This window comes from Wolbachia endosymbiont (group A) of Limnophora tigrina, from assembly GCF_964263225.1.
Taxonomy (GTDB): domain Bacteria; phylum Pseudomonadota; class Alphaproteobacteria; order Rickettsiales; family Anaplasmataceae; genus Wolbachia.
Genome location: NZ_OZ181654.1, coordinates 1,489,210 through 1,507,889, shown reverse-complemented (window position 1 = coordinate 1,507,889; position 18,680 = coordinate 1,489,210). Strand labels below are relative to the sequence as shown.

Here is an 18,680-nt window from a genome sequence, read left to right as displayed (position 1 = left end):
GATTTACGATAGTATTTCTACACTACCACCAACTGAAGCTACAGATCTTTTTGCAGCTTCTGATGCAAAATCAACATGAAACACAAATTTTTCGCTTAATTTACCATTATTAAGAAGTTTGATTTTACTTTTAACAGATCTGATAAAACCTAATTTATGCAGTAGCTCCTTATCTATGATAGAATCCTTGACTATTTTTTTAGCTTCCATTAAGCACTGTACATCACCAACATTAAATATAGAGTATAAGTTTTTGCGTATAGGCTTAAAACCTCTTTTAGGTAAACGAGTATATATAGACTGCTGTCCACCTTCAAAACCATTTATAGAAACGCCACTTCTCGCTTTTTGCCCTTTATGCCCCCTACCGGATGTTTTACCTTTACCACAACCAATACCTCTACCTAATAATTTAGGCTTCTTTTTCTTAGATAATTTGGTAAACACAGAATTTAATTTTACAGCATCATTCATACTTTACCTATTTCCAACTATCTCACTAATCTTTTTACCCCTCTTACCTGCCACTTGGCGAGGAGATAACATAACATCAAAAGCCTTAAATACTGCACATATAATATTATGGGGATCATTTGATCTAGTAGACTTAGCTACCACATCCTTTATACCTAATACCTCAAAAACCGACCTCATTGCTCCACCAGCAATAATACCTGTTCCAGTTCTTGCAGCTCTTAAAACTATCTCACCAGAACAAAATTTAGCTTTAATATCATGATGTAAAGTTCTACCTTCACGTAAGTACACCCTAATCATCGACTTCTTTGCAGCATTTACAGCTTTCACTCTTGCTTCAGCAACCTCTGCGTGTTTACCTATTCCACATCCTACCCTACCCTTACCATCACCAACAACAACCAAAGTTGAAAATGAAAATCTTCTACCACCTTTAGTAACCGTTGTTACCCTTCGCACTGAAACCAAAAGTTCTGATAAATCATTATTATTTTGTAAATTCTTTACAGCCATATTTAAAACCTTCTAAAATTTAAATCCAGAGCTTCTTAAAGCCTCAGCAAATTGAGAAATCAATCCTGTATACTTATATGCTCCCCGATCAAAGACGAACCGCTGCTGCAATTTTGTACTAGGCAGACGCTCAATCAATAAAGAAGAAACCTGTTTTATAGTTTCAGCATTGACCCTACCTTTACATACATTCCTAATTTTATCATCCAAAGTAGAAGCAGAAGCTAGGGTTATTCCTTTTGCATCGTTAATCAACTGAACGTAAAAATGTTTATTAGACTTAAATACGGATATACGTAAACGTCCAGCGCTCTTATCGAGCTTCGCTCTATTACGAAGTTTCCTTTTTTCATAGCTACTTAAAAAATTATACAATCTTTTCATTTTAATTACTTCTTTTTATTTACAACCTTACGCAGCATAAATTTGCCTTTTATTACAATACCCTTACCTTTATAAGGATCATATTTTCTAATTTTGCATATATCAGAAGCCACCATATAGACTTTTTGCTTATCCATACCGCGAATCACTAAATGAGTTGGCTTTATACACTTAATCTCAACGTCTTTAGGCACTTTATACTTAATATTATGACTATAACCAAGATATAAAGTCAAATACTTATCATCACATTCTGCTTTATACCCCACACCATTAATCTCAAGATCAACAGAAAAATCATTAACCATACCGTTAATCATGTTATTAATATTACTTCTATAAGTGCCCCATATAGATTTTATTTTATCATAATCATCCCTGCCTTGATCAACAGAAAGTAACAATTGATTATCAACTATCTGACACAGAATGCCACTACACAAGTTCAGCTCTTTTTCTGCCCTAACACTTCTTATTAATACCCTACCATCATTATATTCAACTGAAAGATCAGCAGGAATATTGATAGGTGCGGCACCTATACGAGACATACATTTCTCCTATCATTTAAAATACACGACACAAAACTTCTCCACCAACTTTTAATCTACGTGCATTATAATCGGTCATCACTCCTTTCGGTGTAGATATAATAAAAATTCCAAGACCATTATATGCTTTAGAAATGTCCTTACACTTAGAATAATAACGACAACCGGGCTTTGATACCCTAGCTATATCATTAATCACAGGTGATTTATCATAATACTTCAACTGCACAACAAGCGAAGGGATACTATCACTCTCTTGCTTTTCATAATTAAGAATATACCCTTCCTCTTTTAAGATCTTCAATATAGAAGAATTCACTTTAGAGAATAGGACTCTTGTTTCCCTATGCATTGCCAATTGAGCATTACGTATTCTTGTTAAAAAATCACCAATACCATCAGATAACGACACTATTACACTCCTTATATCACATTTACCAACTAGATTTTGTAACCCCTGGAACTTGTCCAAAAGAACACAAATCACGTAAAACAATCCTACATAAACCAAATTTTCTATATACTCCTCTCGGCCTACCAGTTAAAGCGCATCTATTCCTAATTCTGATTTTAGAAGAATCTCTAGGCAATTTTTTAATCAGCTTACTTTGAGCTGCAAACCTTTTTGCAATAGATAAATCCTTATTATTCATTATAGATTTTAATTCTTCCCTTCTCTCCCTATACTGATCGCATAACTTTATTCTATGAAGATTCTTCTGTATCATGGATTTTTTTGCCATATATATTTTCTCTCAATTATCAAAAAAAGGGAATTTAAGAGCCAGTAATAATTCCTTTGCTTCCTTATCACTAACTGCACTTGTTATAATATTAATATCCATACCTCTAATTTTACTTATTTTATCATAGTCTATTTCTAAAAATGATATATGCTCCTTGATACCAAGGGAAAAATTACCATGACCATCAAATTGCTTCACACTAAACCCTCTAAAATCTTTTTCCCTTGGCAAAGCAATATATATTAATCTTTCTAAGAATTCATACATTTTATTTCTACGCAAAGTCACTTTACAACCTACAGTTGCACCTTTTCTAATTTTGAAACCAGAAATAGATTTTTTTGCAAAGGTTAACACAGGCTTTTGCCCAGCAATCAAATGTAGATTATCAAATGGCTCATTTATCGCTTTATTGTCCGTAGCAGCATCTCCAACGCCCATATTGATACACACCTTGACAAGTTTAGGCACTTGCATTACATTGCTGTAATTAAACTTATCCTTTAAGGATTTTACTATATTATCTTTATACAATTGTTTAAACATATCAACCTAATCTATCACTTCTCCAGAAACTTTTGCAAAACGCACTTTTCTACCATCTATAATCTTAAATCCTACTTTAGTTGGAGTTTTACACTTAGGATCCAATATTGCAACATTGGATACATCAATAGCTAACTCTTTATTCAATATACCACCACCACTACCAGCTCTTGGTTTAGTATGTCTCTTACACACATTTACGCCAGAAACAACTACTTTCTTTTTAGCATCACGTATTATAACTTTGATTACCTTACCAATTTTTCTCTTATCTTTACCAGTTAAAACTATAATATCATCACCACTTTTTATTTTAGCACTCATTATAAAACCTCATCAGCTAATGACATTATTTTCATAAAAGAACCAGATAACAACTTTTTTACTGGACCAAACACCCGAGTGCCAAGTGGTTCACCTTGATCATTAATTAAAACCACAGCATTGCTAGAAAAACGAATTACAGAACCATCAGATTTCTTAACACTATTTTTTACTCTAACAACAACTGCTTTATATACTTTTCCTTTTTCAACTTTACCTTTTGGGTTAATAGACTTAGTAGATATAATAATCGTATCACCTACAGATGCAGATTTCCTACCACCTAACAAGCCAATACAAAGCACTGCACGCGCACCAGAATTATCAGCTACTTCTAACAATGTATTTTTTTGAATCATATAAATACCTATTCCTTTTTAGCTATTGATAACAACCCATTTTTTAGTAACAGAAATAGGCTTATGTTCCTGTATTAAAACCCTATCTCCCTTTTTGCAACTATTATTCTCATCATGTGCTGTATACTTCTTGTATTTTTTAATAACTTTTTTATACAGCCTATCCTTATACACTTGTAACACCGAAACCTTTACAGTCTTATCAGACTCAGCATTAGTTACGACACCACAAAAAACCTTCTTAGGCATTTTTTCCCTCTCTCTTTCTTCTATTTAATACAGTTAGACTACGAGCTATGCTCTTTCTTATTAAGCTAAAACGCGAAAAATTGTTGCACTGGCCCAGCTTTTTTTGAAAAGCCAAATTAACAAATTCTTTCCTCAAATTCACAAGAAGTTCATGTAATCCTTGTGAAGATTCTGATTCAAATTTAACTATATCCATTGCAACTCCATTCAATTATGATTAGATATAAATTTACACTTCATAGGAAGCTTAGCAGTCGCTTTTTCAAGCGCCAATCTTGCTAAATGCATGGGAACATCACTACTAATTTCAAACAAAACCCTACCGGGCTTAGCTTTAAATACCCAAAATTCAACACTACCTTTCCCTTTACCCATACGTACATCTGCTGGCTTTTTACTAACCGGGGTATCAGGAAAAATTCTTATCCACACTTTACCAGAGCGTTTTAACGTTCTAGATATCACGCGCCTTGCAGTTTCAATATGCTTAGACTGAACCTTACCTACTTCCATAGCTTTTAATCCATAATCTCCAAAAGACAGCGTGCTACCACCCTTAGCATTACCCTTAATTCTCCCCTTAAATACCTTTTTATATTTACTCTTTTTGGGAACAAACATTTCAATATACCTTAACTACCAACATAAACCCAAACTTTAACTCCTATAATACCACATATAGTCTTCGCTTCACAAAAAGCATAATCTATATTAGCACGCAAAGTGTGTAAAGGCAAACGACCTTCTTTGTACCATTCAGTACGAGCTATTTCAGCTCCGCCAAGACGCCCAGAGCAACTTACTTTAATACCCTCAGCACCCATCTTCAAACAATTTTGAATAGCTTTTTTCATCGCTCTTCTACATGAAATCCTTTTTTCTAGCTGATGTGTAATACTCCTTGATATTAAAACTGCATCTATTTCAGATTTTTTAACTCCTACTACATTCACTTCGACACTACTTTCTACTTTTTTAGCTATTTTTTGCTTTATCTTCTCAACATCCAAACCTTTCTTACCTATTATAACCCCAGGTTTAGAAGAATGTATTATTACAGACACTAAAGTAACTGTACGCTCTACAGTTACTTTAGAAATACCAGCATGCTTAAAGGATTCATTTATATAACTGCGAATAAATAGATCTTGATGCAATTTCCGTTTATAATCGTCCGTAGCACACCAAACAGAATCCCAGGTATTACTATTTATTTGCAATCTAAATACTTTAGGATTAACCTTCTGTCCCATATTTTTACACTTTCCTTATTAATTTTCCATTTCTATAAATCATACAATTTCTTTCAATTTTATAGTTATATTACTATAAAATTTGCTCATTCTATTAGCCCTACCCATAGCTTTTGGATATACTCTACGCAAAGTAAGTGACTTACCTATTAAAATTTCCTTTATATATAAATTATCAACGTTCAATCCATAATTATTTTGAGCATTAGCAATTGCAGAATTCAACACCTTCATTATAAAACCGGCAGCCTTTTTTTCACAAAATCTTAATTGTACATTAGCAAAAGAAACTTTTTTATTACGCACTAAATCAGCAACCAAATTTAATTTGCGAGGAGTCGATCTTAAAATCTTAGAACCAGCCTCAACTATTATATCCCTATTTTTCATATAAATTACCTATCTTCTTGTTGCCTTTTTATCACCACCATGCCCAGTAAATTTACGAGTAGGTGAAAATTCACCGAATTTATGACCTATCATATTCTGATTATCAACACTAACAGGAATGTAATCTTTACCATTATAAACAGCAAATTTTAAACCCAAACAATTAGGAAGAATTACAGAAGCCCTGGAATGAATTTTTATCACCCTATTAATAGAACCCTCTTTTAAAGTTCTCTGAACTAATCTTAGTACAGATGGGTGTAAAAAAGGTGGTTTCCATACAGATCTACTCATAAATTAACCTTTCAATTTTTTTATATACTTATCACTAGATTTATTTTTTTTCCTAGTTTTCTTTCCTTTTGTTGCAACACCCCAAGGAGTAACAGGATGACGACCGCCAGAAGTTTTTCCCTCTCCACCTCCATGAGGATGGTCAATCGGATTCATTGCAACTCCACGTACAGTAGGTCTAATCCCAAGCCACCTACTTCTCCCAGCTTTACCCAACTTTCTATTCTTATGGTCAGGGTTAGATACTACACCAATAGTAGCCTTGCAAGAAGATAAAATCAACCTAATTTGACCAGACCTGAGTCGTAATAAAACATATTGGCCATCACGACCAACGATTTGTGCATAACAACCAGCAGCTCTAGCAATCGCAGCACCATTACCTGGCTTCAGCTCAACATTATGAACGAAAGAACCAACAGGTATATGCTTGAGTAGTAAACAATTCCCTGGCAAAATATCAGCATCATCTCCAGCTGTCACAACATCACCAGGCTTCATACCTTGAGGAGCTAATATATAAGATTTAGTATCATCTTCCTTATATGATATTAATGCTAAAAAACCACTTCTATTTGGATCATACTCTATTTTCTCAACTATACCCTGATCACTTCTATTACGTTTAAAATCTATAACTCTATACTTCTTCTTGTGACCACCACCCCTGTGACGAGTTGTAATTCTACCATGATTATTTCTTCCACCACTGGATTTTTTACCAAATACAAGAGACTTCTCCGGCTTATCTTTTGATAAACCAACTTTACTTATTAATATAGTCCCACGAGAAGACGGAGTAACAGGATTAAAAAATTTCATACCCATATTAAACGCTCATTATATCTAATTTTTGACCATCTATCAAAGAAAAATAAACCTTTTTTCTCTGTTTTTTACAACCAACCACACCCCTGAAACGTCTATATTTGGGTTTAACTCTAATAACATTTATAGAAGAAATTCTGACATTAAATAAAGACTCTATTGCCGATTTTATTTGACGCTTATTTACATTTACAAAAACATACAAAGAGTATTTATTAAACTTCTCTCTTAAAAGAGAAGCCTTTTCTGTGATTACAGGAGATTTTATTATATTATTATATTTAATCATAACAATCTACCTTCAAGATGCTTTAAAGTGTCTTTTGTTAACATCACGCATTCATGATTCAATATATCAAAAACATTTAACCCAATAGGTTTGATTAAATCTACATAATGCAAATTTTTAGCAGCACGTAACAAATCATCTCCATAATCACCAACTATTAAAAAAGAAGAAAATTTAAAATTTTTAATATATTCACACATTTTAGATGTTTTCTTCACATCAACATTCAAACTATCAAGAACAATAACTTGATTATTTAAATATTTTAGAGATAAAGCAATTTTCAAACCAAATTTACGTACTTTTTTATTAAGAGAATAAGCATGACTCCTCACAACAGGACCAAAAATAATTCCACCACCTCTAAACTGAGGAGATCGCAAGCTCCCCTGTCTCGCCCTACCGGTACGTTTTTGAGCATACGGCTTAGCTGTTGTACCAGAAACATCACTGATACCCTTTGTTTTATGAGCACCAACTCTTCTCTTTGCTAATTGCCATCTCACTATATCATGCAAAATACTCAACTTTTGCTTGGCAGAAAATATCAAGGGATTAAGCTCAACACTACCTACATTATTATTAGATAGATCAACTAATTCACATTCCATAACTAACTCACCAAATTATTAACATCATCACTCATATTCAACAGCAGACCTGCTGGAAAAGGAACATCTTTATGTAAAGGCTTTTTAACTGCATCTCTCACAAAAACATAAGAGTTTTTAAACCCAGGAACATTATTACCCTTTACAGCAATTATGCTATTTTCATAATCAATGGATAATATTTTCATATTCTGTACAGTTACTCTGCTATTACCTAAATGACCAGCCATTTTCTTCCCCTTGAATACTCTACCAGGATCTTGACATTGACCAGTAGAACCTTGTGATCTATGAGCAATAGAAACGCCATGAGATGCCCTAAGCCCACTGAAGTTATGCCGCTTCATCACACCAGCAAACCCTTTACCTAAAGAATAACCCGTAATGTCAAGATATTGACCAACTACAAAATGATTAACCCCCACCTTTTTACCACATTCTATTCCGAATAGATCAGTTAATCTACTTTCGTATAATTTACATTTACTATTTATACCCTTTTTCTTTAAATATTCCAACTGAGGTTTTGCTATTTTTTTTAAATCTCCTGTGCCTAAAATGACTGAATTGTAGCCACATTTATCTTGTCCTTTTATATCGATAATATAAGTTTCGCTGAGATGCAATAAGGTTACAGCCATGCGACTATTATCAAAATACATAGCAGTATGGCCAACATTCGTCATTAACAAACCAATTCTCCTAAGCGAATTTATTCTCTTCATTTCCTTTTCCTAAATATTAACTTCCTTAACCTTTAAATCCACTTCTACACCAGCAGAAAAAGATAAATCTGCAAGCATCTTCATCATAGTAGAAGTAGGATTATGTACAATAATTAACCGCTTAGAAATTCTCATTTCAAATTGCTCACGAGATTTTTTATCAACATGAGGAGACCTATTAACAGTAAATTTAGAATCTTTTCTTGGCAACGCAATCGGACCAGATAAATCTGCATTAAACTGCTTTAATTGATCAATAAACTCGCGAATACACTTTTCCAACAAAGAACAATCGAAAGCTTTGATTCTAATATATATATCTTGCTTCATCTTAGTTATTATACTCATTCTAAAATTTCCGAAACAACGCCAGAACCAACAGTTCTACCACCTTCTCTTATCGCAAAACGTAATCCTTTATCCATTGCTATTGGTACTTGCAACTCCACTTCTATACTTACATTGTCCCCTGGCATTACCATCTCCTTTCCATCTAGCAATTTTATGCTCCCAGTTACATCCGTTGTCCTTAAATAAAACTGTGGCTGATAATTTGCAAAAAATGGTGTATGCCTCCCTCCTTCTTCTTTCTTCAATATATACACCTCCGCATTAAATTTCTTATGCGGGGTTATTGTCCCTGGTTTTGCCAATACTTGCCCTCTCTCCACTTCTTCTTTCTTTGTTCCTCTTAGTAGTATTCCTACATTGAGTCCTGCACTTCCCTTATCTAGCGACTTCTTAAACATCTCAACACCAGTACATATCGTCTTTTGCGTCGCTTTCAGACCTATTATCTCTATCTCATCCCCCATCTTTATCTCCCCCTTCTCTATTCTTCCTGTTACTACCGTCCCTCGGCCCGGCACTGAAAATACATCTTCTATTGGCAACAAAAACGGCAAATCTACAGGCCTTGGAGGTACTGCCACATACTCATCTAACTTCTCCATCAATTTATCCATTGATTTCTTTCCATACTCACTACTATCATCTTCTAATGCTTTTAACGCAGACCCAACTATCACAGGCACTTCATCACCTGGAAATTTATACTTACTCAGCAACTCTCTCACTTCCATTTCCACCAAATCTATCATATCAGCATCAGCAACATCAGCTTTGTTTATATATACCACGATATATCCAACACCCACTTGTTTTGCCAGCAATATATGCTCTCTCGTTTGTGGCATCGGCCCATCAACCCCTGACACTACCAATATTGCTGCATCCATCTGTGCTGCACCTACTATCATATTCTTTACATAATCAGCATGTCCAGGGCAATCAACGTGTGCATAGTGTCTCTTTTCTGTTTGATATTCAACATGCGCTGTTGCTATTGTTATACCTCTCTTTCTTTCTTCTGGCGCTTTATCTATCTGATCATATGCTACAAAATTACCATAATGCTTTGTTATCGCCGCTGTTAACGTTGTCTTCCCATGATCCACATGTCCTATCGTTCCCACGTTTATATGCGGCTTTCCAAATGCTTCTACTATCGCTGTCATAATTTTAACTCTTCTACCTAAAATACAAATACATCAATAAATAATATGTTGATTTTATATAAATACAACAAAAAAAGAGCGGATAGTGGGAATCGAACCCACGTCACTAGCTTGGAAGGCTAGAGCTCTACCATTGAGCTATACCCGCACAATGGAGGAGGTAGGATTCGAACCTACGTACGCAATGCGGACAGATTTACAGTCTGTTACCTTTAACCACTCGGTCACTCCTCCACAAAAATCTGTTAAGAGAACACTACCTTAACTTAAGTTTTATTATTCCTAATATTAAACATCCAAATCCAAAAGATCAAGTAATAAAAGCTAATCTAACTGATTTCAGTTAGATTTTACTTTTATATAACAAAATATTGTCAATAAAACGCCCAAATAAATAATGTGAATCATGTGTACCTGGCGCTTCTTCTGGATGGTATTGGGTAGAAAAGACTGGGTAATCCTTCATCATTATCCCCTCTACACTATTATCAAATAGAGAAATATGAGTAACTTCAACGTTACTTGGAAGAGAAGCTGAATCAACAACAAAACCATGATTTTGGCTAGTTATCTCAACTTTTTTACTCTCCAGATCATAAACTGGATGATTACTCCCTCGATGACCAATATCCATCTTGACAGTCTTTGCTCCTAAAGTAACTGCAAGTAATTGATGGCCCAGGCATATGCCAAAAACTGGTATTTTAGATTTCACAATAATTTCTATTTCTGAAATTACACTCTCTCCTATCTCTTGTGGATCACCAGGGCCATTTGAAAGCACTATACCATCTGGATTCATGCTTAATATTTTGTGAGCAAAACCTGTATCTGGTTTGACTAATTCAACCGTACAATCAAGTTCTACTAAGCGTGAGATTATACTATTTTTTATACCGAAATCAACAATTACAATCCTATATTTTGCATTAAGAACGCTTTGAAAGTTATTACTTAAACTGACTTTCTTAGTTATTTCTATTCCATTTACAGATTTGTATTTCTTCAATTCATCTAATATATGTGCCTCACTTGACGGACATATCATTCCATTTTGAGATCCATGTTTTCTCAAATATCTCGTCAAAGCTCTAGTATCAATTCCCGATATCCCAACTACATTATTTTTCTCCAACCAATCATTTAAACTAATATATGAAGAAGAGTGAGACATAGGAGAAAGTTCACGCATAACCACACCACTTGCAAAAACTTTTTCTCCTTCATTATCTTTGTGATTTATTCCAACATTACCAATATGAGGAAAAGTGAACGCTATTATTTGATCAGCAAAAGAAGGATCTGTTATAGTATGCTGATAACCTGTCATACCAGTGGTAAAACAAACTTCACCTATACATTTGCCTCTTTTACCTACCGATTTTCCCAAAAAGTACTTGCCATCTTGTAAAACTAAAGCTGCATCCTGCATTTAATTCTCTCAACTCATTTAAAATATTATATAAGAATTTTAAATTACAAGTAAGCAAATACTAAACTTCCCTTTAAATTTATATAAAATTCAAAATTATAAGTAGCTTTCTTTTTTTATTATTTAGCAAAATTATAGCAAACTTAACTTGTGTGAATAGGCAATAGTCATTACATTCATACTTCACGTTATGTAAATTCACATGGATAGAAAAACTTGTCTCATTACAGGAGCATCATCTGGCATTGGAGAAAGTCTAGCACGGTTGCTCATTAAAGATGGATGGTTTGTGGTTGGCATTGCAAGGCGCACTGAAAAACTGGAAAAATTAAAAGAAGAATTAGGTAGTAATTTTTTACCTATAACATGTGATGTAAGCAAAAGTGAAAATATTAAAAACTCGTCTGATTTTTTAAAAAAGCAAAATATTATACCAAATCTCTTTTTTCTTAATGCAGGATGTGGCGAAATAGAAGATAAGTTTCATACCAACATTCATAGAAAAACATTTGAAACCAATTATTTTGGCGTTATCAACTGGATTGAAGAATGGATTCATCATAATTCCTTGGCAACTTTTGCGGTTATATCTTCTCTTGTTGCTATGCATGCAACACCACATGCTTCTGCATACTGTGCCAGCAAAGCAGCACTAAAAAGTTGTTTTCAATCACTAAAAATCCAATATTCTAACAGTAGCACAAAGTTTATCACCATAATGCCAGGGCCAGTAAAAACAGATATGTTTAAGTCTAATAAACCACTTCCCTTCATATGGGAGCCAGAAAAAGCTGCAGCATATATTTTAAAAAGTATATTTAAAGGAAAGAAAGTTATAGCGTTTCCAATTTTCTGGCGGTTATTTTTTCATATTTTACAAATTCTTCCCACTAAAATGACTGCAAGAATCTTACGATAATCACCAAATCTACCATCTTGTAAAGCTAAAGCTCTTCAAAACTCAATCGCAAGCTTCTCCACACAAAAACATCTTGACTATCGCATGTTTCATATTATATGAATAAACTGTTAATGAAAGTGGAGGGTTGCAATGCCTAATAATACAGATCAGTCTAAAAAAATAAATGAGAAATGGTTATTTATAGGAGGTGCTTCACTGTTTCTTGTAATAATGCTACCATCAATTTTTCTCTTAGCAAAAATAGCTATGATGTTTGTTATAATCTCAACTACAGCAATAGCGATAAAAATTGCCTCAAAAGCAATATCAAACGTTTTAGAGGATAAAGAGAATCAATCAACACAAAATAAAATTATAAACCTAGCTATTGGAGCAGTGTCCATACTTGCAGGTGGGCTATCATTACTTATTACAGCAAAAGTTGGTTTCATCGCAATATGTTCAACTATAGCTATTTTAGCTCTGTATGAATATATTAAAGATGAAAAAATAGGTAAGGATATAAATGATAAATTCGATGAAATAGCTAATAATACAACTGAGTTTTGCGTCAACAGCATTGAAAAACTTATTCCATCACAAAGTTGCGAAGTGTAATCTTTTGTTTATAAATTTTTAGATGCATGGCTAACGTATAAACACTGAAATCAGCACTTCCTTTCTTGTTATCCTAGTAATGGCTTCCATCATCAAAAATGGTGTCCGTTCAGCAGAGCGGCAAAATAAGGTAGACAAAGCAAGATAATAAAGATAATCATAGGGTAAATATGAGGTAATATGGTAAACCTTTTAGAACTCTGCAAAAATTTACAGCAAAAAATAGAAAAGTTAGAAGCAAAAATAGAAAGATTGGAAAGAGAGAATGAAAGTTTAAAAGCAGAGCATGAGGCTTTAAAGATAGAGAACGCTGAATTAAAGGAAAGGCTAGGTTTAAATTCAAAAAACTCATCAATTCCCAATTCAAAAGAATTATACAAAATGAAAAAGGAAAAGCCAAAAAGCGAAAGAAAGATTGGTGGTCAAGTTGGGCATAAGGGTAATTATCGTGCTAAAATGGAAGCAGATGAGGTGATAAAGATAGAGTTGTCACCTACTTGCGAATGCGGAGGGAAGATTGCAATATGCGAAAAACCTTATATTCATCAGAAAGTAGATCTTCCGGAGATTAAGGCTTATGTAATGGAATATCAGTTGGAACATGGCCGTTGTCAGAGATGCGGAAAAAGAAGAAGTAGCAAGTTACCAGAGGGTGTTACGCCAGATACATTTGGCCCAAGGGTTAAGTCAGTAGTTGCAGCACTCAGTGGGTTTTATAAAAATTCAAAGCGCGAAGTAGCTAGCATCATAAATGATATCTTCAATTTGAACATAAGCGTCGGTAGCATATCAAATAGTGAACATAGAGTTGCTTCAAAATGCAAAAAAATGTATGAGCAGATCGAACAAGAGATAAGTAGGAGTAAAGTTCTACATATTGATGAAACGAGCCATTATAACAAAGGTAAACTCGCTTGGTGTTGGATGTTTGCAAGCAATACGGCAAGTTTTGTGAAGTTGACAGAGTCAAGGGGAATGAAAGTTTTAAAAAATAGTGTATGCTGCAATCGTAATAGCTTGGTAGTAACCGACAGATATGCAGCATACAACTACTTTGCTGATGAAAGAAGGCAAATCTGTTGGGCACACTTAGCAAGGGATTTTGAAAGATTAGCGCATAGTTGGAAATTTGAAGTTAAAGTTCTGGGCTGTTACTTGAGAAATGTAGCCACTGAGTTATTTGCACTGAAAAAAGCTTTACTAAAAAATGAGATAGATGTTTCAAGATTTATTAGACGTGCCAAGAAATTGCGAAAACGTACAAGGTATTATTTGAAGGAAATATCTCGCTTACCTGAAGCAATTGGAGCGTCTCGAGTTGCAAAGAATATTTTGAAATCTGAAAGAATGATGTGGAAATTTTTAGATGACCCAGAAAATACTCCGCTGACAAATAATCACGCTGAACGGCAAATACGGCATTATGTCGTTTATCGCAAAAATTCATATTTTACACAATCAGAACGAGGAAACTCATTCCTTGAGCAAATAATTTCGTTATACTTAACATGGAAACAGAGGAGGCTAAACCCTTTTCACAATCTTCTATCTATCGTTTCTTAAACCACTCTGCTGAACGGATACCAAAAATGTTGTATTACTTTTATACTCGCAAATCTAACTGGATTCCAATGCTGGAATGACATTACCTTGAATGGAAATCGGTGCGTGATGTACATCTGTATAGAGATTAAATATGTCATTCAGTTTGTTATCATTCTAGTACTGCCATTCTATAGGTAACAGCTGTACCTGGAGCTCCTCTCTTGTCATTCCAGCACTGGAATCCAGAAAACTTAATTTCAAACCAGTACTTTCCCTCTTTTCATCCCAATTTCCAAAATGTTACTCCAGTACTGAAATCCAGCTTTTTTATAACTATCGAAAACACTGTATTACTTTACAAATTTCACTAGATATAATTACTGGCATGGCACGTTCGTAAAATTACGATAAAAAATTACTTGACAAACTCTAATAGTTTTGTTACCATGCACAGTGAAGGTGTTCTAGAGCTCGGAATCTATCTTCGTCTGCAGACTTTTCAATTCAATTAATCTATAATCTTCAGTTAAAATATATTTTAGCTATACTTCGGTCGTAGCTGTATACATTTTTCTCAATCTTTTTTATTAGTGGAGGACTATCATGTTTAAAACACTGAATTACGCATATCATTGACCTACATGTCTTTAAAGGACAGATGGTACCTATGTCCTTTTTATATAAATTATTGTGTTTTTATGTCTTTTTTAGCAATGTCATTTATTGTTTTACGCCCCAGTCTTTTTCAAATATTGCGAGCCCTTGATCAGTAAGTGGATGATTAATTAACTGTCTAAGTATTTTTGCTGGCACAGTAATTGAATGAGCACCAAGCCGTGCAGCTTCTATTACATGTGCTGGACTTCTTACTGATGCAACAAGAACTTTTGTCTTAAAATTATAATTAGAATATATAGTGCATATATCTTCTATTAGCGATAAGCCATCATAGCTTATATCATCAAGGCGACCAACAAAGGGAGAAATAAAACAAGCACCGACCTTAGCGGCAAACAGTGCTTGTCCAGGAGAAAAACATAATGTGATATTAGCAGGTATTTTATGTTCTGTCCACAACTTTTTACAAGAAATTAATCCTTCATGTGTAAGGGGTAACTTTACTACGATATTACTAGCGATTTTCGCTAACTTAAGGCCTTCCTTAACCATATCTTCATGGCTATCTGCAACAACTTCAACACTAACAGGTCCTTTTATAATAGAACATATTTCGCTTACTAAATCTTCGTACTTATCTTTATGTCCAGATTTTGCTATTAAAGAAGGATTAGTTGTTATACCATCAATGAACTCTTTTAGCTCCTTAATTTCATTCAAATCAACACTATCAAGAAAAATTTCCATATTATTGTCCTATTAAAAACCTATTTTTACAAAATATTGTCATCTTTGAAAAGTATTAAATAAAATCGGATTTTTAACTCAACTCAATTTTCAGTCCGTTAGGAAAGAAAATATTGCACTGAGACACAGTATAGCGCTTTCCTTAATTGGTTGCATTTTATTAACAAAATTAGCATAACCAATTTCTGAAGTTTACTAGCTTTACGTTCAATAGAAATTCTTGCATAGCCTAAAACTTAGTGCTACTATTAGTATAGTAACACAAATAGGTAGTGAGGAACAATAAACAAAATGACTAAGTTCGAGTTTAACGCTCGCAATTAAATTCAACTAAAAAGGTTAATATAAAAGGAGTTAATCACTCCTAAAGTAAATATATTATCAGAACAATAGTAACAAGGGGTATACTATGTCAACAAATTTCCCGACATTGAAAAACATATTAGCAGAGCTGAAAAGAAAAAATAGCATTACTGTTTTAGAAGAACATTGTCAGGAAAAATGGGAGGTTTATGACTTGCTCATGGATTTAACAAATGATGAAAATTTTAAGCAAGCATATATAGATCTATCTTTCAACAAGAGCTTTAAAAAAAACTTTATAGAATTAGCAAATCAGGCAAAAAAAGCTGTAAGTAAGTATTTTAGAGACAAAGACATAGACCTTCGAGCTTTTTATGTAGAAACTAACAATTCTGATAAAGTGTTAAACATTAATCTTATTAATTACAATAGAAGTGAGCCAATAAGAATTAGTGATATCTTACAGCAAGAAAGGGATATTAGCACATTGAATATCTATTGCGATAAAAAGCATGACATATACGCTTACCGAAAAGGTAAGGAAAGACATTATGAATTTAAAGAGGGTGCATATTATGAAATGACAAGCACTTGGCCTGTGCAGGACAAGGATGGGAAAACTTTTACCTGTACTATGGTTATGAATGTAAGTAATTCTGGTATAACTAAAGTACTACAGTTTAATGGTAAAGATTTTGAATCGCCACCTGAGGAGTTTTGGGAATTAATAAGACAAAATGAGGAATTATATATTCAAGGCCTCTCTCTACATGATGCTGTAAAAGCATTATTGAAAAAGAACAAAAATGCTAACATTGCACCGGCTGTTAGTAATCTGCAAAATAACGAACATATCGTAATCAATCAAGACGAAAAGCTGAAAGATCTTGAAAATGATGCTAAAAGCAATCCTATTCTTTCTTTCACTAGCAACAATGTATCAGAGGTTAATCCACAGCAGATTGCAACTCAGGCAATTGCAACTCAAACAGAAGTTAATTCACAACAACTAGATCAAAAGCTTACAAAAGCTGAGCAAGAAATTAGAGAATTAAATGAGCAGAGGAACAATTTACAGCATAGGCTCGAAGAGGCCAAGCAAGAATTTGAAAAGCATAATAGTGATTTACAGAATGAACTTGGAGAAGAAAAGCAAAAAAATGCAAAGCTAGCAAATATGTCAACAGAGCTGCAAGAAAGAGCGCAAGAACTTGAAGGTGCATATGAAGAAAAGAAAGACCTGAAGAAAAAGCTGGAAGTTGCCAATGCAGGAAAAGAAGAGTTGATAAGTGAGTTAAGAAAATTGCACGAGGAATTAAATCAACTGAAAGAAGAAAAGTATAGTTTGGAAGACAAGCTTGATCAATTAGAACACTATAGCAATAGTACAAAAGAAAGCAGTGAACAACAAATATCAGATTTGAAAGAAGAGTTATTATTACTGAAAGAAGCAAATCAAATGTTAAAAGCAAAGCAAGTAGAATCAGAACAAGAACTCGTGGAGGCTAAGCAAAAAATTGAGGAATTGGAGGAACAGTGCAATGATTTACAAGTTGAGTGTAAAGAAAAGGAACAAAGACTTGAGAAAGAAATGAGTAAAACAGATGAGCGAATAATCCAGCTCAATAAGGAGCAAGAGCAGAAAATTCAAGAAATTTATGGAAAAAATAAGGAACTGGAAGAAAAGGTAGAAGAACTGAAGGAAAAGCTAAAAACTGCTAATGCAGAACAAGAGAAACTACAAGGTAAATTGAACCAGTTTGAAAAAAAAGAGGAAGAGATAGAGGAAGCAGAACACATGATAAGTGCAAGGGATAAGTGTATAGCGAGTTATAAATCTCAAATACAAAATTTAGAAAATGAGCATAACGCACATTTGGAATCTGATGAACAAGAGGCAGATCAGCTAACGTGGGATTTTGAAACGTTAAAGAACGAGCTAGAGCTTAAAGATGAGCAGATCGAGACAATAAGAGGGCAATTACGGCAGGAGATAGAAGAAGAAATAGTTAATAAGTACCGTCCATCACTGGAATTAAAGTTTAAAGAATATGAAGATGAGATTGAAAGATTAATAAGAGAAAAAAAAGAGCTAAACGGTACAGTGCAATACTTAAATAGCCAAGTAGAACTGTTAAGTCCAGTAATTGATCAAGTACTTGTTAATAAAAAGGAAGTTTTTGATAATAATTCAAAAATGTTTTACCAGCTTACAGAGAAAATTGATGATTCAGAAAAAAAATCTAGGTCTTTAAGCCTTGATAGCGCATTTCATAGCGATCACTGTAATTCACTTCTAGACTTAATCAGCAGTCCCTCAAAGGTGTGTAGCCAAAGTCAGCGTGGAAATGTTTAAAGATGCACATGAGACCAGCGGCTTCTTTATTCAAGTAGCCCCTCTTGTCATCCGAGTAGTGTAACACATAGCTGTACGAACATTGCAATACGGCACATAATAAA

The 18,680-nt window shown here is 33.9% G+C and carries 27 protein-coding genes and 2 tRNA genes; 4 read left to right on the top strand and 25 right to left on the bottom strand.

The annotated features are described in order from the left end of the window. Window positions 1–3: 3 nt before the first annotated feature. The 24 genes from rplO to carA form a co-directional block, all read right to left on the bottom strand. Window positions 4–474 carry a 50S ribosomal protein L15 gene (rplO, locus tag ACE38P_RS07125; protein WP_374699770.1) on the bottom strand — a complete coding sequence of 157 codons (471 nt, stop codon included), beginning with the start codon at window positions 472–474 and terminating at the stop codon, window positions 4–6. A gap of 3 nt (window positions 475–477) precedes the next feature. Next, window positions 478–990 (bottom strand): 30S ribosomal protein S5, encoded by a 513-nt coding sequence (rpsE, locus tag ACE38P_RS07120; protein ID WP_010404712.1) that lies wholly within the window; start codon window positions 988–990, stop codon window positions 478–480. A gap of 12 nt (window positions 991–1,002) precedes the next feature. Next, a complete protein-coding gene (gene rplR, locus ACE38P_RS07115) occupies window positions 1,003–1,374 on the bottom strand; it encodes a 50S ribosomal protein L18 (RefSeq protein ID WP_052265059.1) in 372 nt (123 codons plus the stop codon). Window positions 1,375–1,379: 5 nt separating this feature from the next. After that, window positions 1,380–1,925 carry a 50S ribosomal protein L6 gene (rplF, locus tag ACE38P_RS07110; protein WP_010404706.1) on the bottom strand — a complete coding sequence of 182 codons (546 nt, stop codon included), beginning with the start codon at window positions 1,923–1,925 and terminating at the stop codon, window positions 1,380–1,382. A gap of 16 nt (window positions 1,926–1,941) precedes the next feature. Beyond that, the gene (gene rpsH, locus ACE38P_RS07105; protein WP_007302546.1) at window positions 1,942–2,337 is read right to left on the bottom strand and encodes a 30S ribosomal protein S8; all 396 of its coding nucleotides are present in this window, start codon (window positions 2,335–2,337) and stop codon (window positions 1,942–1,944) included. A 22-nt stretch (window positions 2,338–2,359) separates the two neighbouring features. Further along, complete coding sequence (gene rpsN / locus ACE38P_RS07100) at window positions 2,360–2,668, bottom strand: 30S ribosomal protein S14 (protein WP_374699769.1); 309 nt, start codon at window positions 2,666–2,668, stop codon at window positions 2,360–2,362. A gap of 12 nt (window positions 2,669–2,680) precedes the next feature. After that, complete coding sequence (gene rplE / locus ACE38P_RS07095) at window positions 2,681–3,217, bottom strand: 50S ribosomal protein L5 (RefSeq protein WP_010404703.1); 537 nt, start codon at window positions 3,215–3,217, stop codon at window positions 2,681–2,683. Between the two features lie 6 nt (window positions 3,218–3,223). After that, window positions 3,224–3,541, bottom strand: coding sequence for a 50S ribosomal protein L24 (gene rplX, locus ACE38P_RS07090; RefSeq protein WP_010404700.1), 318 nt, complete (start codon window positions 3,539–3,541; stop codon window positions 3,224–3,226). Beyond that, window positions 3,541–3,900 carry a 50S ribosomal protein L14 gene (gene rplN / locus ACE38P_RS07085; RefSeq protein WP_007302542.1) on the bottom strand — a complete coding sequence of 120 codons (360 nt, stop codon included), beginning with the start codon at window positions 3,898–3,900 and terminating at the stop codon, window positions 3,541–3,543. The genes rplX and rplN overlap by 1 nt, the downstream gene beginning before the upstream one ends. 18 nt (window positions 3,901–3,918) lie before the next feature. Beyond that, window positions 3,919–4,149, bottom strand: coding sequence for a 30S ribosomal protein S17 (gene rpsQ, locus ACE38P_RS07080; protein ID WP_010404696.1), 231 nt, complete (start codon window positions 4,147–4,149; stop codon window positions 3,919–3,921). After that, window positions 4,142–4,345 (bottom strand): 50S ribosomal protein L29, encoded by a 204-nt coding sequence (rpmC, locus tag ACE38P_RS07075; RefSeq protein ID WP_007302540.1) that lies wholly within the window; start codon window positions 4,343–4,345, stop codon window positions 4,142–4,144. Before rpmC ends, rpsQ begins: the two co-directional genes overlap by 8 nt. A gap of 11 nt (window positions 4,346–4,356) precedes the next feature. Continuing rightward, a complete protein-coding gene (gene rplP, locus ACE38P_RS07070; RefSeq protein WP_006012233.1) occupies window positions 4,357–4,770 on the bottom strand; it encodes a 50S ribosomal protein L16 in 414 nt (137 codons plus the stop codon). 11 nt (window positions 4,771–4,781) lie between these two features. Next, window positions 4,782–5,402: a 30S ribosomal protein S3 gene (rpsC, locus tag ACE38P_RS07065; RefSeq protein WP_374699768.1), complete on the bottom strand. Its 621-nt coding sequence runs from the start codon at window positions 5,400–5,402 to the stop codon at window positions 4,782–4,784. Between the two features lie 39 nt (window positions 5,403–5,441). Further along, window positions 5,442–5,792, bottom strand: a complete 351-nt coding sequence (gene rplV / locus ACE38P_RS07060; protein ID WP_341815764.1) for a 50S ribosomal protein L22 — start codon at window positions 5,790–5,792, stop codon at window positions 5,442–5,444. Window positions 5,793–5,801: 9 nt separating this feature from the next. Next, window positions 5,802–6,086 carry a 30S ribosomal protein S19 gene (rpsS, locus tag ACE38P_RS07055; protein WP_374699767.1) on the bottom strand — a complete coding sequence of 95 codons (285 nt, stop codon included), beginning with the start codon at window positions 6,084–6,086 and terminating at the stop codon, window positions 5,802–5,804. A gap of 3 nt (window positions 6,087–6,089) precedes the next feature. Beyond that, on the bottom strand, window positions 6,090–6,914 hold the full coding sequence (rplB, locus tag ACE38P_RS07050) for a 50S ribosomal protein L2 (RefSeq protein WP_374699766.1): 825 nt from the start codon (window positions 6,912–6,914) through the stop codon (window positions 6,090–6,092). Window position 6,915: 1 nt separating this feature from the next. Beyond that, on the bottom strand, window positions 6,916–7,203 hold the full coding sequence (locus ACE38P_RS07045) for a 50S ribosomal protein L23 (RefSeq protein ID WP_010404680.1): 288 nt from the start codon (window positions 7,201–7,203) through the stop codon (window positions 6,916–6,918). Continuing rightward, complete coding sequence (gene rplD, locus ACE38P_RS07040; protein ID WP_374699765.1) at window positions 7,200–7,814, bottom strand: 50S ribosomal protein L4; 615 nt, start codon at window positions 7,812–7,814, stop codon at window positions 7,200–7,202. Before rplD ends, ACE38P_RS07045 begins: the two co-directional genes overlap by 4 nt. 2 nt (window positions 7,815–7,816) lie before the next feature. Then, window positions 7,817–8,539 (bottom strand): 50S ribosomal protein L3, encoded by a 723-nt coding sequence (rplC, locus tag ACE38P_RS07035; RefSeq protein ID WP_374699764.1) that lies wholly within the window; start codon window positions 8,537–8,539, stop codon window positions 7,817–7,819. Window positions 8,540–8,548: 9 nt separating this feature from the next. Next, on the bottom strand, window positions 8,549–8,869 hold the full coding sequence (rpsJ, locus tag ACE38P_RS07030; RefSeq protein ID WP_012482004.1) for a 30S ribosomal protein S10: 321 nt from the start codon (window positions 8,867–8,869) through the stop codon (window positions 8,549–8,551). Window positions 8,870–8,883: 14 nt separating this feature from the next. Continuing rightward, the gene (gene tuf / locus ACE38P_RS07025) at window positions 8,884–10,056 is read right to left on the bottom strand and encodes an elongation factor Tu (protein ID WP_374699506.1); all 1,173 of its coding nucleotides are present in this window, start codon (window positions 10,054–10,056) and stop codon (window positions 8,884–8,886) included. A 77-nt stretch (window positions 10,057–10,133) separates the two neighbouring features. Continuing rightward, window positions 10,134–10,204: transfer RNA gene (locus ACE38P_RS07020), tRNA-Gly, on the bottom strand. A 4-nt stretch (window positions 10,205–10,208) separates the two neighbouring features. Further along, a tRNA-Tyr gene (locus ACE38P_RS07015) sits at window positions 10,209–10,290 on the bottom strand. A 109-nt stretch (window positions 10,291–10,399) separates the two neighbouring features. Next, on the bottom strand, window positions 10,400–11,488 hold the full coding sequence (gene carA / locus ACE38P_RS07010) for a glutamine-hydrolyzing carbamoyl-phosphate synthase small subunit (RefSeq protein WP_374699763.1): 1,089 nt from the start codon (window positions 11,486–11,488) through the stop codon (window positions 10,400–10,402). A 202-nt stretch (window positions 11,489–11,690) separates the two neighbouring features. On the opposite strand from carA, the gene ACE38P_RS07005 reads away from it, so the two are divergent. From ACE38P_RS07005 to tnpC, 3 genes are all read left to right on the top strand, one after another. Continuing rightward, complete coding sequence (locus ACE38P_RS07005) at window positions 11,691–12,407, top strand: SDR family NAD(P)-dependent oxidoreductase (RefSeq protein ID WP_374699762.1); 717 nt, start codon at window positions 11,691–11,693, stop codon at window positions 12,405–12,407. Between the two features lie 132 nt (window positions 12,408–12,539). Further along, window positions 12,540–13,007: a hypothetical protein gene (locus tag ACE38P_RS07000; protein ID WP_007302528.1), complete on the top strand. Its 468-nt coding sequence runs from the start codon at window positions 12,540–12,542 to the stop codon at window positions 13,005–13,007. A gap of 180 nt (window positions 13,008–13,187) precedes the next feature. Further along, on the top strand, window positions 13,188–14,570 hold the full coding sequence (gene tnpC / locus ACE38P_RS06995) for an IS66 family transposase (protein WP_374699286.1): 1,383 nt from the start codon (window positions 13,188–13,190) through the stop codon (window positions 14,568–14,570). Between the two features lie 702 nt (window positions 14,571–15,272). Here tnpC and fsa read toward each other — a convergent pair. Continuing rightward, window positions 15,273–15,917: a fructose-6-phosphate aldolase gene (fsa, locus tag ACE38P_RS06990; protein ID WP_374699761.1), complete on the bottom strand. Its 645-nt coding sequence runs from the start codon at window positions 15,915–15,917 to the stop codon at window positions 15,273–15,275. Window positions 15,918–16,326: 409 nt separating this feature from the next. Here fsa and ACE38P_RS06985 point away from each other — a divergent pair, with 409 nt between their 5' ends. After that, window positions 16,327–18,576: a hypothetical protein gene (locus ACE38P_RS06985; protein ID WP_374699760.1), complete on the top strand. Its 2,250-nt coding sequence runs from the start codon at window positions 16,327–16,329 to the stop codon at window positions 18,574–18,576. The last annotated feature ends 104 nt before the right edge of the window (window positions 18,577–18,680 follow it).

What these genes read in the sequence shown, in the direction of transcription:
- rplO (WP_374699770.1), bottom strand. Translation starts at nt 474, where the DNA reads ATGAATGATGCTGTAAAATTAAATTCTGTGTTTACCAAATTATCTAAG.
- rpsE (WP_010404712.1), bottom strand. Translation starts at nt 990, where the DNA reads ATGGCTGTAAAGAATTTACAAAATAATAATGATTTATCAGAACTTTTG.
- rplR (WP_052265059.1), bottom strand. Translation starts at nt 1,374, where the DNA reads ATGAAAAGATTGTATAATTTTTTAAGTAGCTATGAAAAAAGGAAACTT.
- rplF (WP_010404706.1), bottom strand. Translation starts at nt 1,925, where the DNA reads ATGTCTCGTATAGGTGCCGCACCTATCAATATTCCTGCTGATCTTTCA.
- rpsN (WP_374699769.1), bottom strand. Translation starts at nt 2,668, where the DNA reads ATGGCAAAAAAATCCATGATACAGAAGAATCTTCATAGAATAAAGTTA.
- rplE (WP_010404703.1), bottom strand. Translation starts at nt 3,217, where the DNA reads ATGTTTAAACAATTGTATAAAGATAATATAGTAAAATCCTTAAAGGAT.
- rplX (WP_010404700.1), bottom strand. Translation starts at nt 3,541, where the DNA reads ATGAGTGCTAAAATAAAAAGTGGTGATGATATTATAGTTTTAACTGGT.
- rplN (WP_007302542.1), bottom strand. Translation starts at nt 3,900, where the DNA reads ATGATTCAAAAAAATACATTGTTAGAAGTAGCTGATAATTCTGGTGCG.
- rpsQ (WP_010404696.1), bottom strand. Translation starts at nt 4,149, where the DNA reads ATGCCTAAGAAGGTTTTTTGTGGTGTCGTAACTAATGCTGAGTCTGAT.
- rpmC (WP_007302540.1), bottom strand. Translation starts at nt 4,345, where the DNA reads ATGGATATAGTTAAATTTGAATCAGAATCTTCACAAGGATTACATGAA.
- rplP (WP_006012233.1), bottom strand. Translation starts at nt 4,770, where the DNA reads ATGTTTGTTCCCAAAAAGAGTAAATATAAAAAGGTATTTAAGGGGAGA.
- rpsC (WP_374699768.1), bottom strand. Translation starts at nt 5,402, where the DNA reads ATGGGACAGAAGGTTAATCCTAAAGTATTTAGATTGCAAATAAATAGT.
- rplV (WP_341815764.1), bottom strand. Translation starts at nt 5,792, where the DNA reads ATGAAAAATAGGGATATAATAGTTGAGGCTGGTTCTAAGATTTTAAGA.
- rpsS (WP_374699767.1), bottom strand. Translation starts at nt 6,086, where the DNA reads ATGAGTAGATCTGTATGGAAACCACCTTTTTTACACCCATCTGTACTA.
- rplB (WP_374699766.1), bottom strand. Translation starts at nt 6,914, where the DNA reads ATGGGTATGAAATTTTTTAATCCTGTTACTCCGTCTTCTCGTGGGACT.
- ACE38P_RS07045 (WP_010404680.1), bottom strand. Translation starts at nt 7,203, where the DNA reads ATGATTAAATATAATAATATAATAAAATCTCCTGTAATCACAGAAAAG.
- rplD (WP_374699765.1), bottom strand. Translation starts at nt 7,814, where the DNA reads ATGGAATGTGAATTAGTTGATCTATCTAATAATAATGTAGGTAGTGTT.
- rplC (WP_374699764.1), bottom strand. Translation starts at nt 8,539, where the DNA reads ATGAAGAGAATAAATTCGCTTAGGAGAATTGGTTTGTTAATGACGAAT.
- rpsJ (WP_012482004.1), bottom strand. Translation starts at nt 8,869, where the DNA reads ATGAAGCAAGATATATATATTAGAATCAAAGCTTTCGATTGTTCTTTG.
- tuf (WP_374699506.1), bottom strand. Translation starts at nt 10,056, where the DNA reads ATGACAGCGATAGTAGAAGCATTTGGAAAGCCGCATATAAACGTGGGA.
- carA (WP_374699763.1), bottom strand. Translation starts at nt 11,488, where the DNA reads ATGCAGGATGCAGCTTTAGTTTTACAAGATGGCAAGTACTTTTTGGGA.
- ACE38P_RS07005 (WP_374699762.1), top strand. Translation starts at nt 11,691, where the DNA reads ATGGATAGAAAAACTTGTCTCATTACAGGAGCATCATCTGGCATTGGA.
- ACE38P_RS07000 (WP_007302528.1), top strand. Translation starts at nt 12,540, where the DNA reads ATGCCTAATAATACAGATCAGTCTAAAAAAATAAATGAGAAATGGTTA.
- tnpC (WP_374699286.1), top strand. Translation starts at nt 13,188, where the DNA reads ATGGTAAACCTTTTAGAACTCTGCAAAAATTTACAGCAAAAAATAGAA.
- fsa (WP_374699761.1), bottom strand. Translation starts at nt 15,917, where the DNA reads ATGGAAATTTTTCTTGATAGTGTTGATTTGAATGAAATTAAGGAGCTA.
- ACE38P_RS06985 (WP_374699760.1), top strand. Translation starts at nt 16,327, where the DNA reads ATGTCAACAAATTTCCCGACATTGAAAAACATATTAGCAGAGCTGAAA.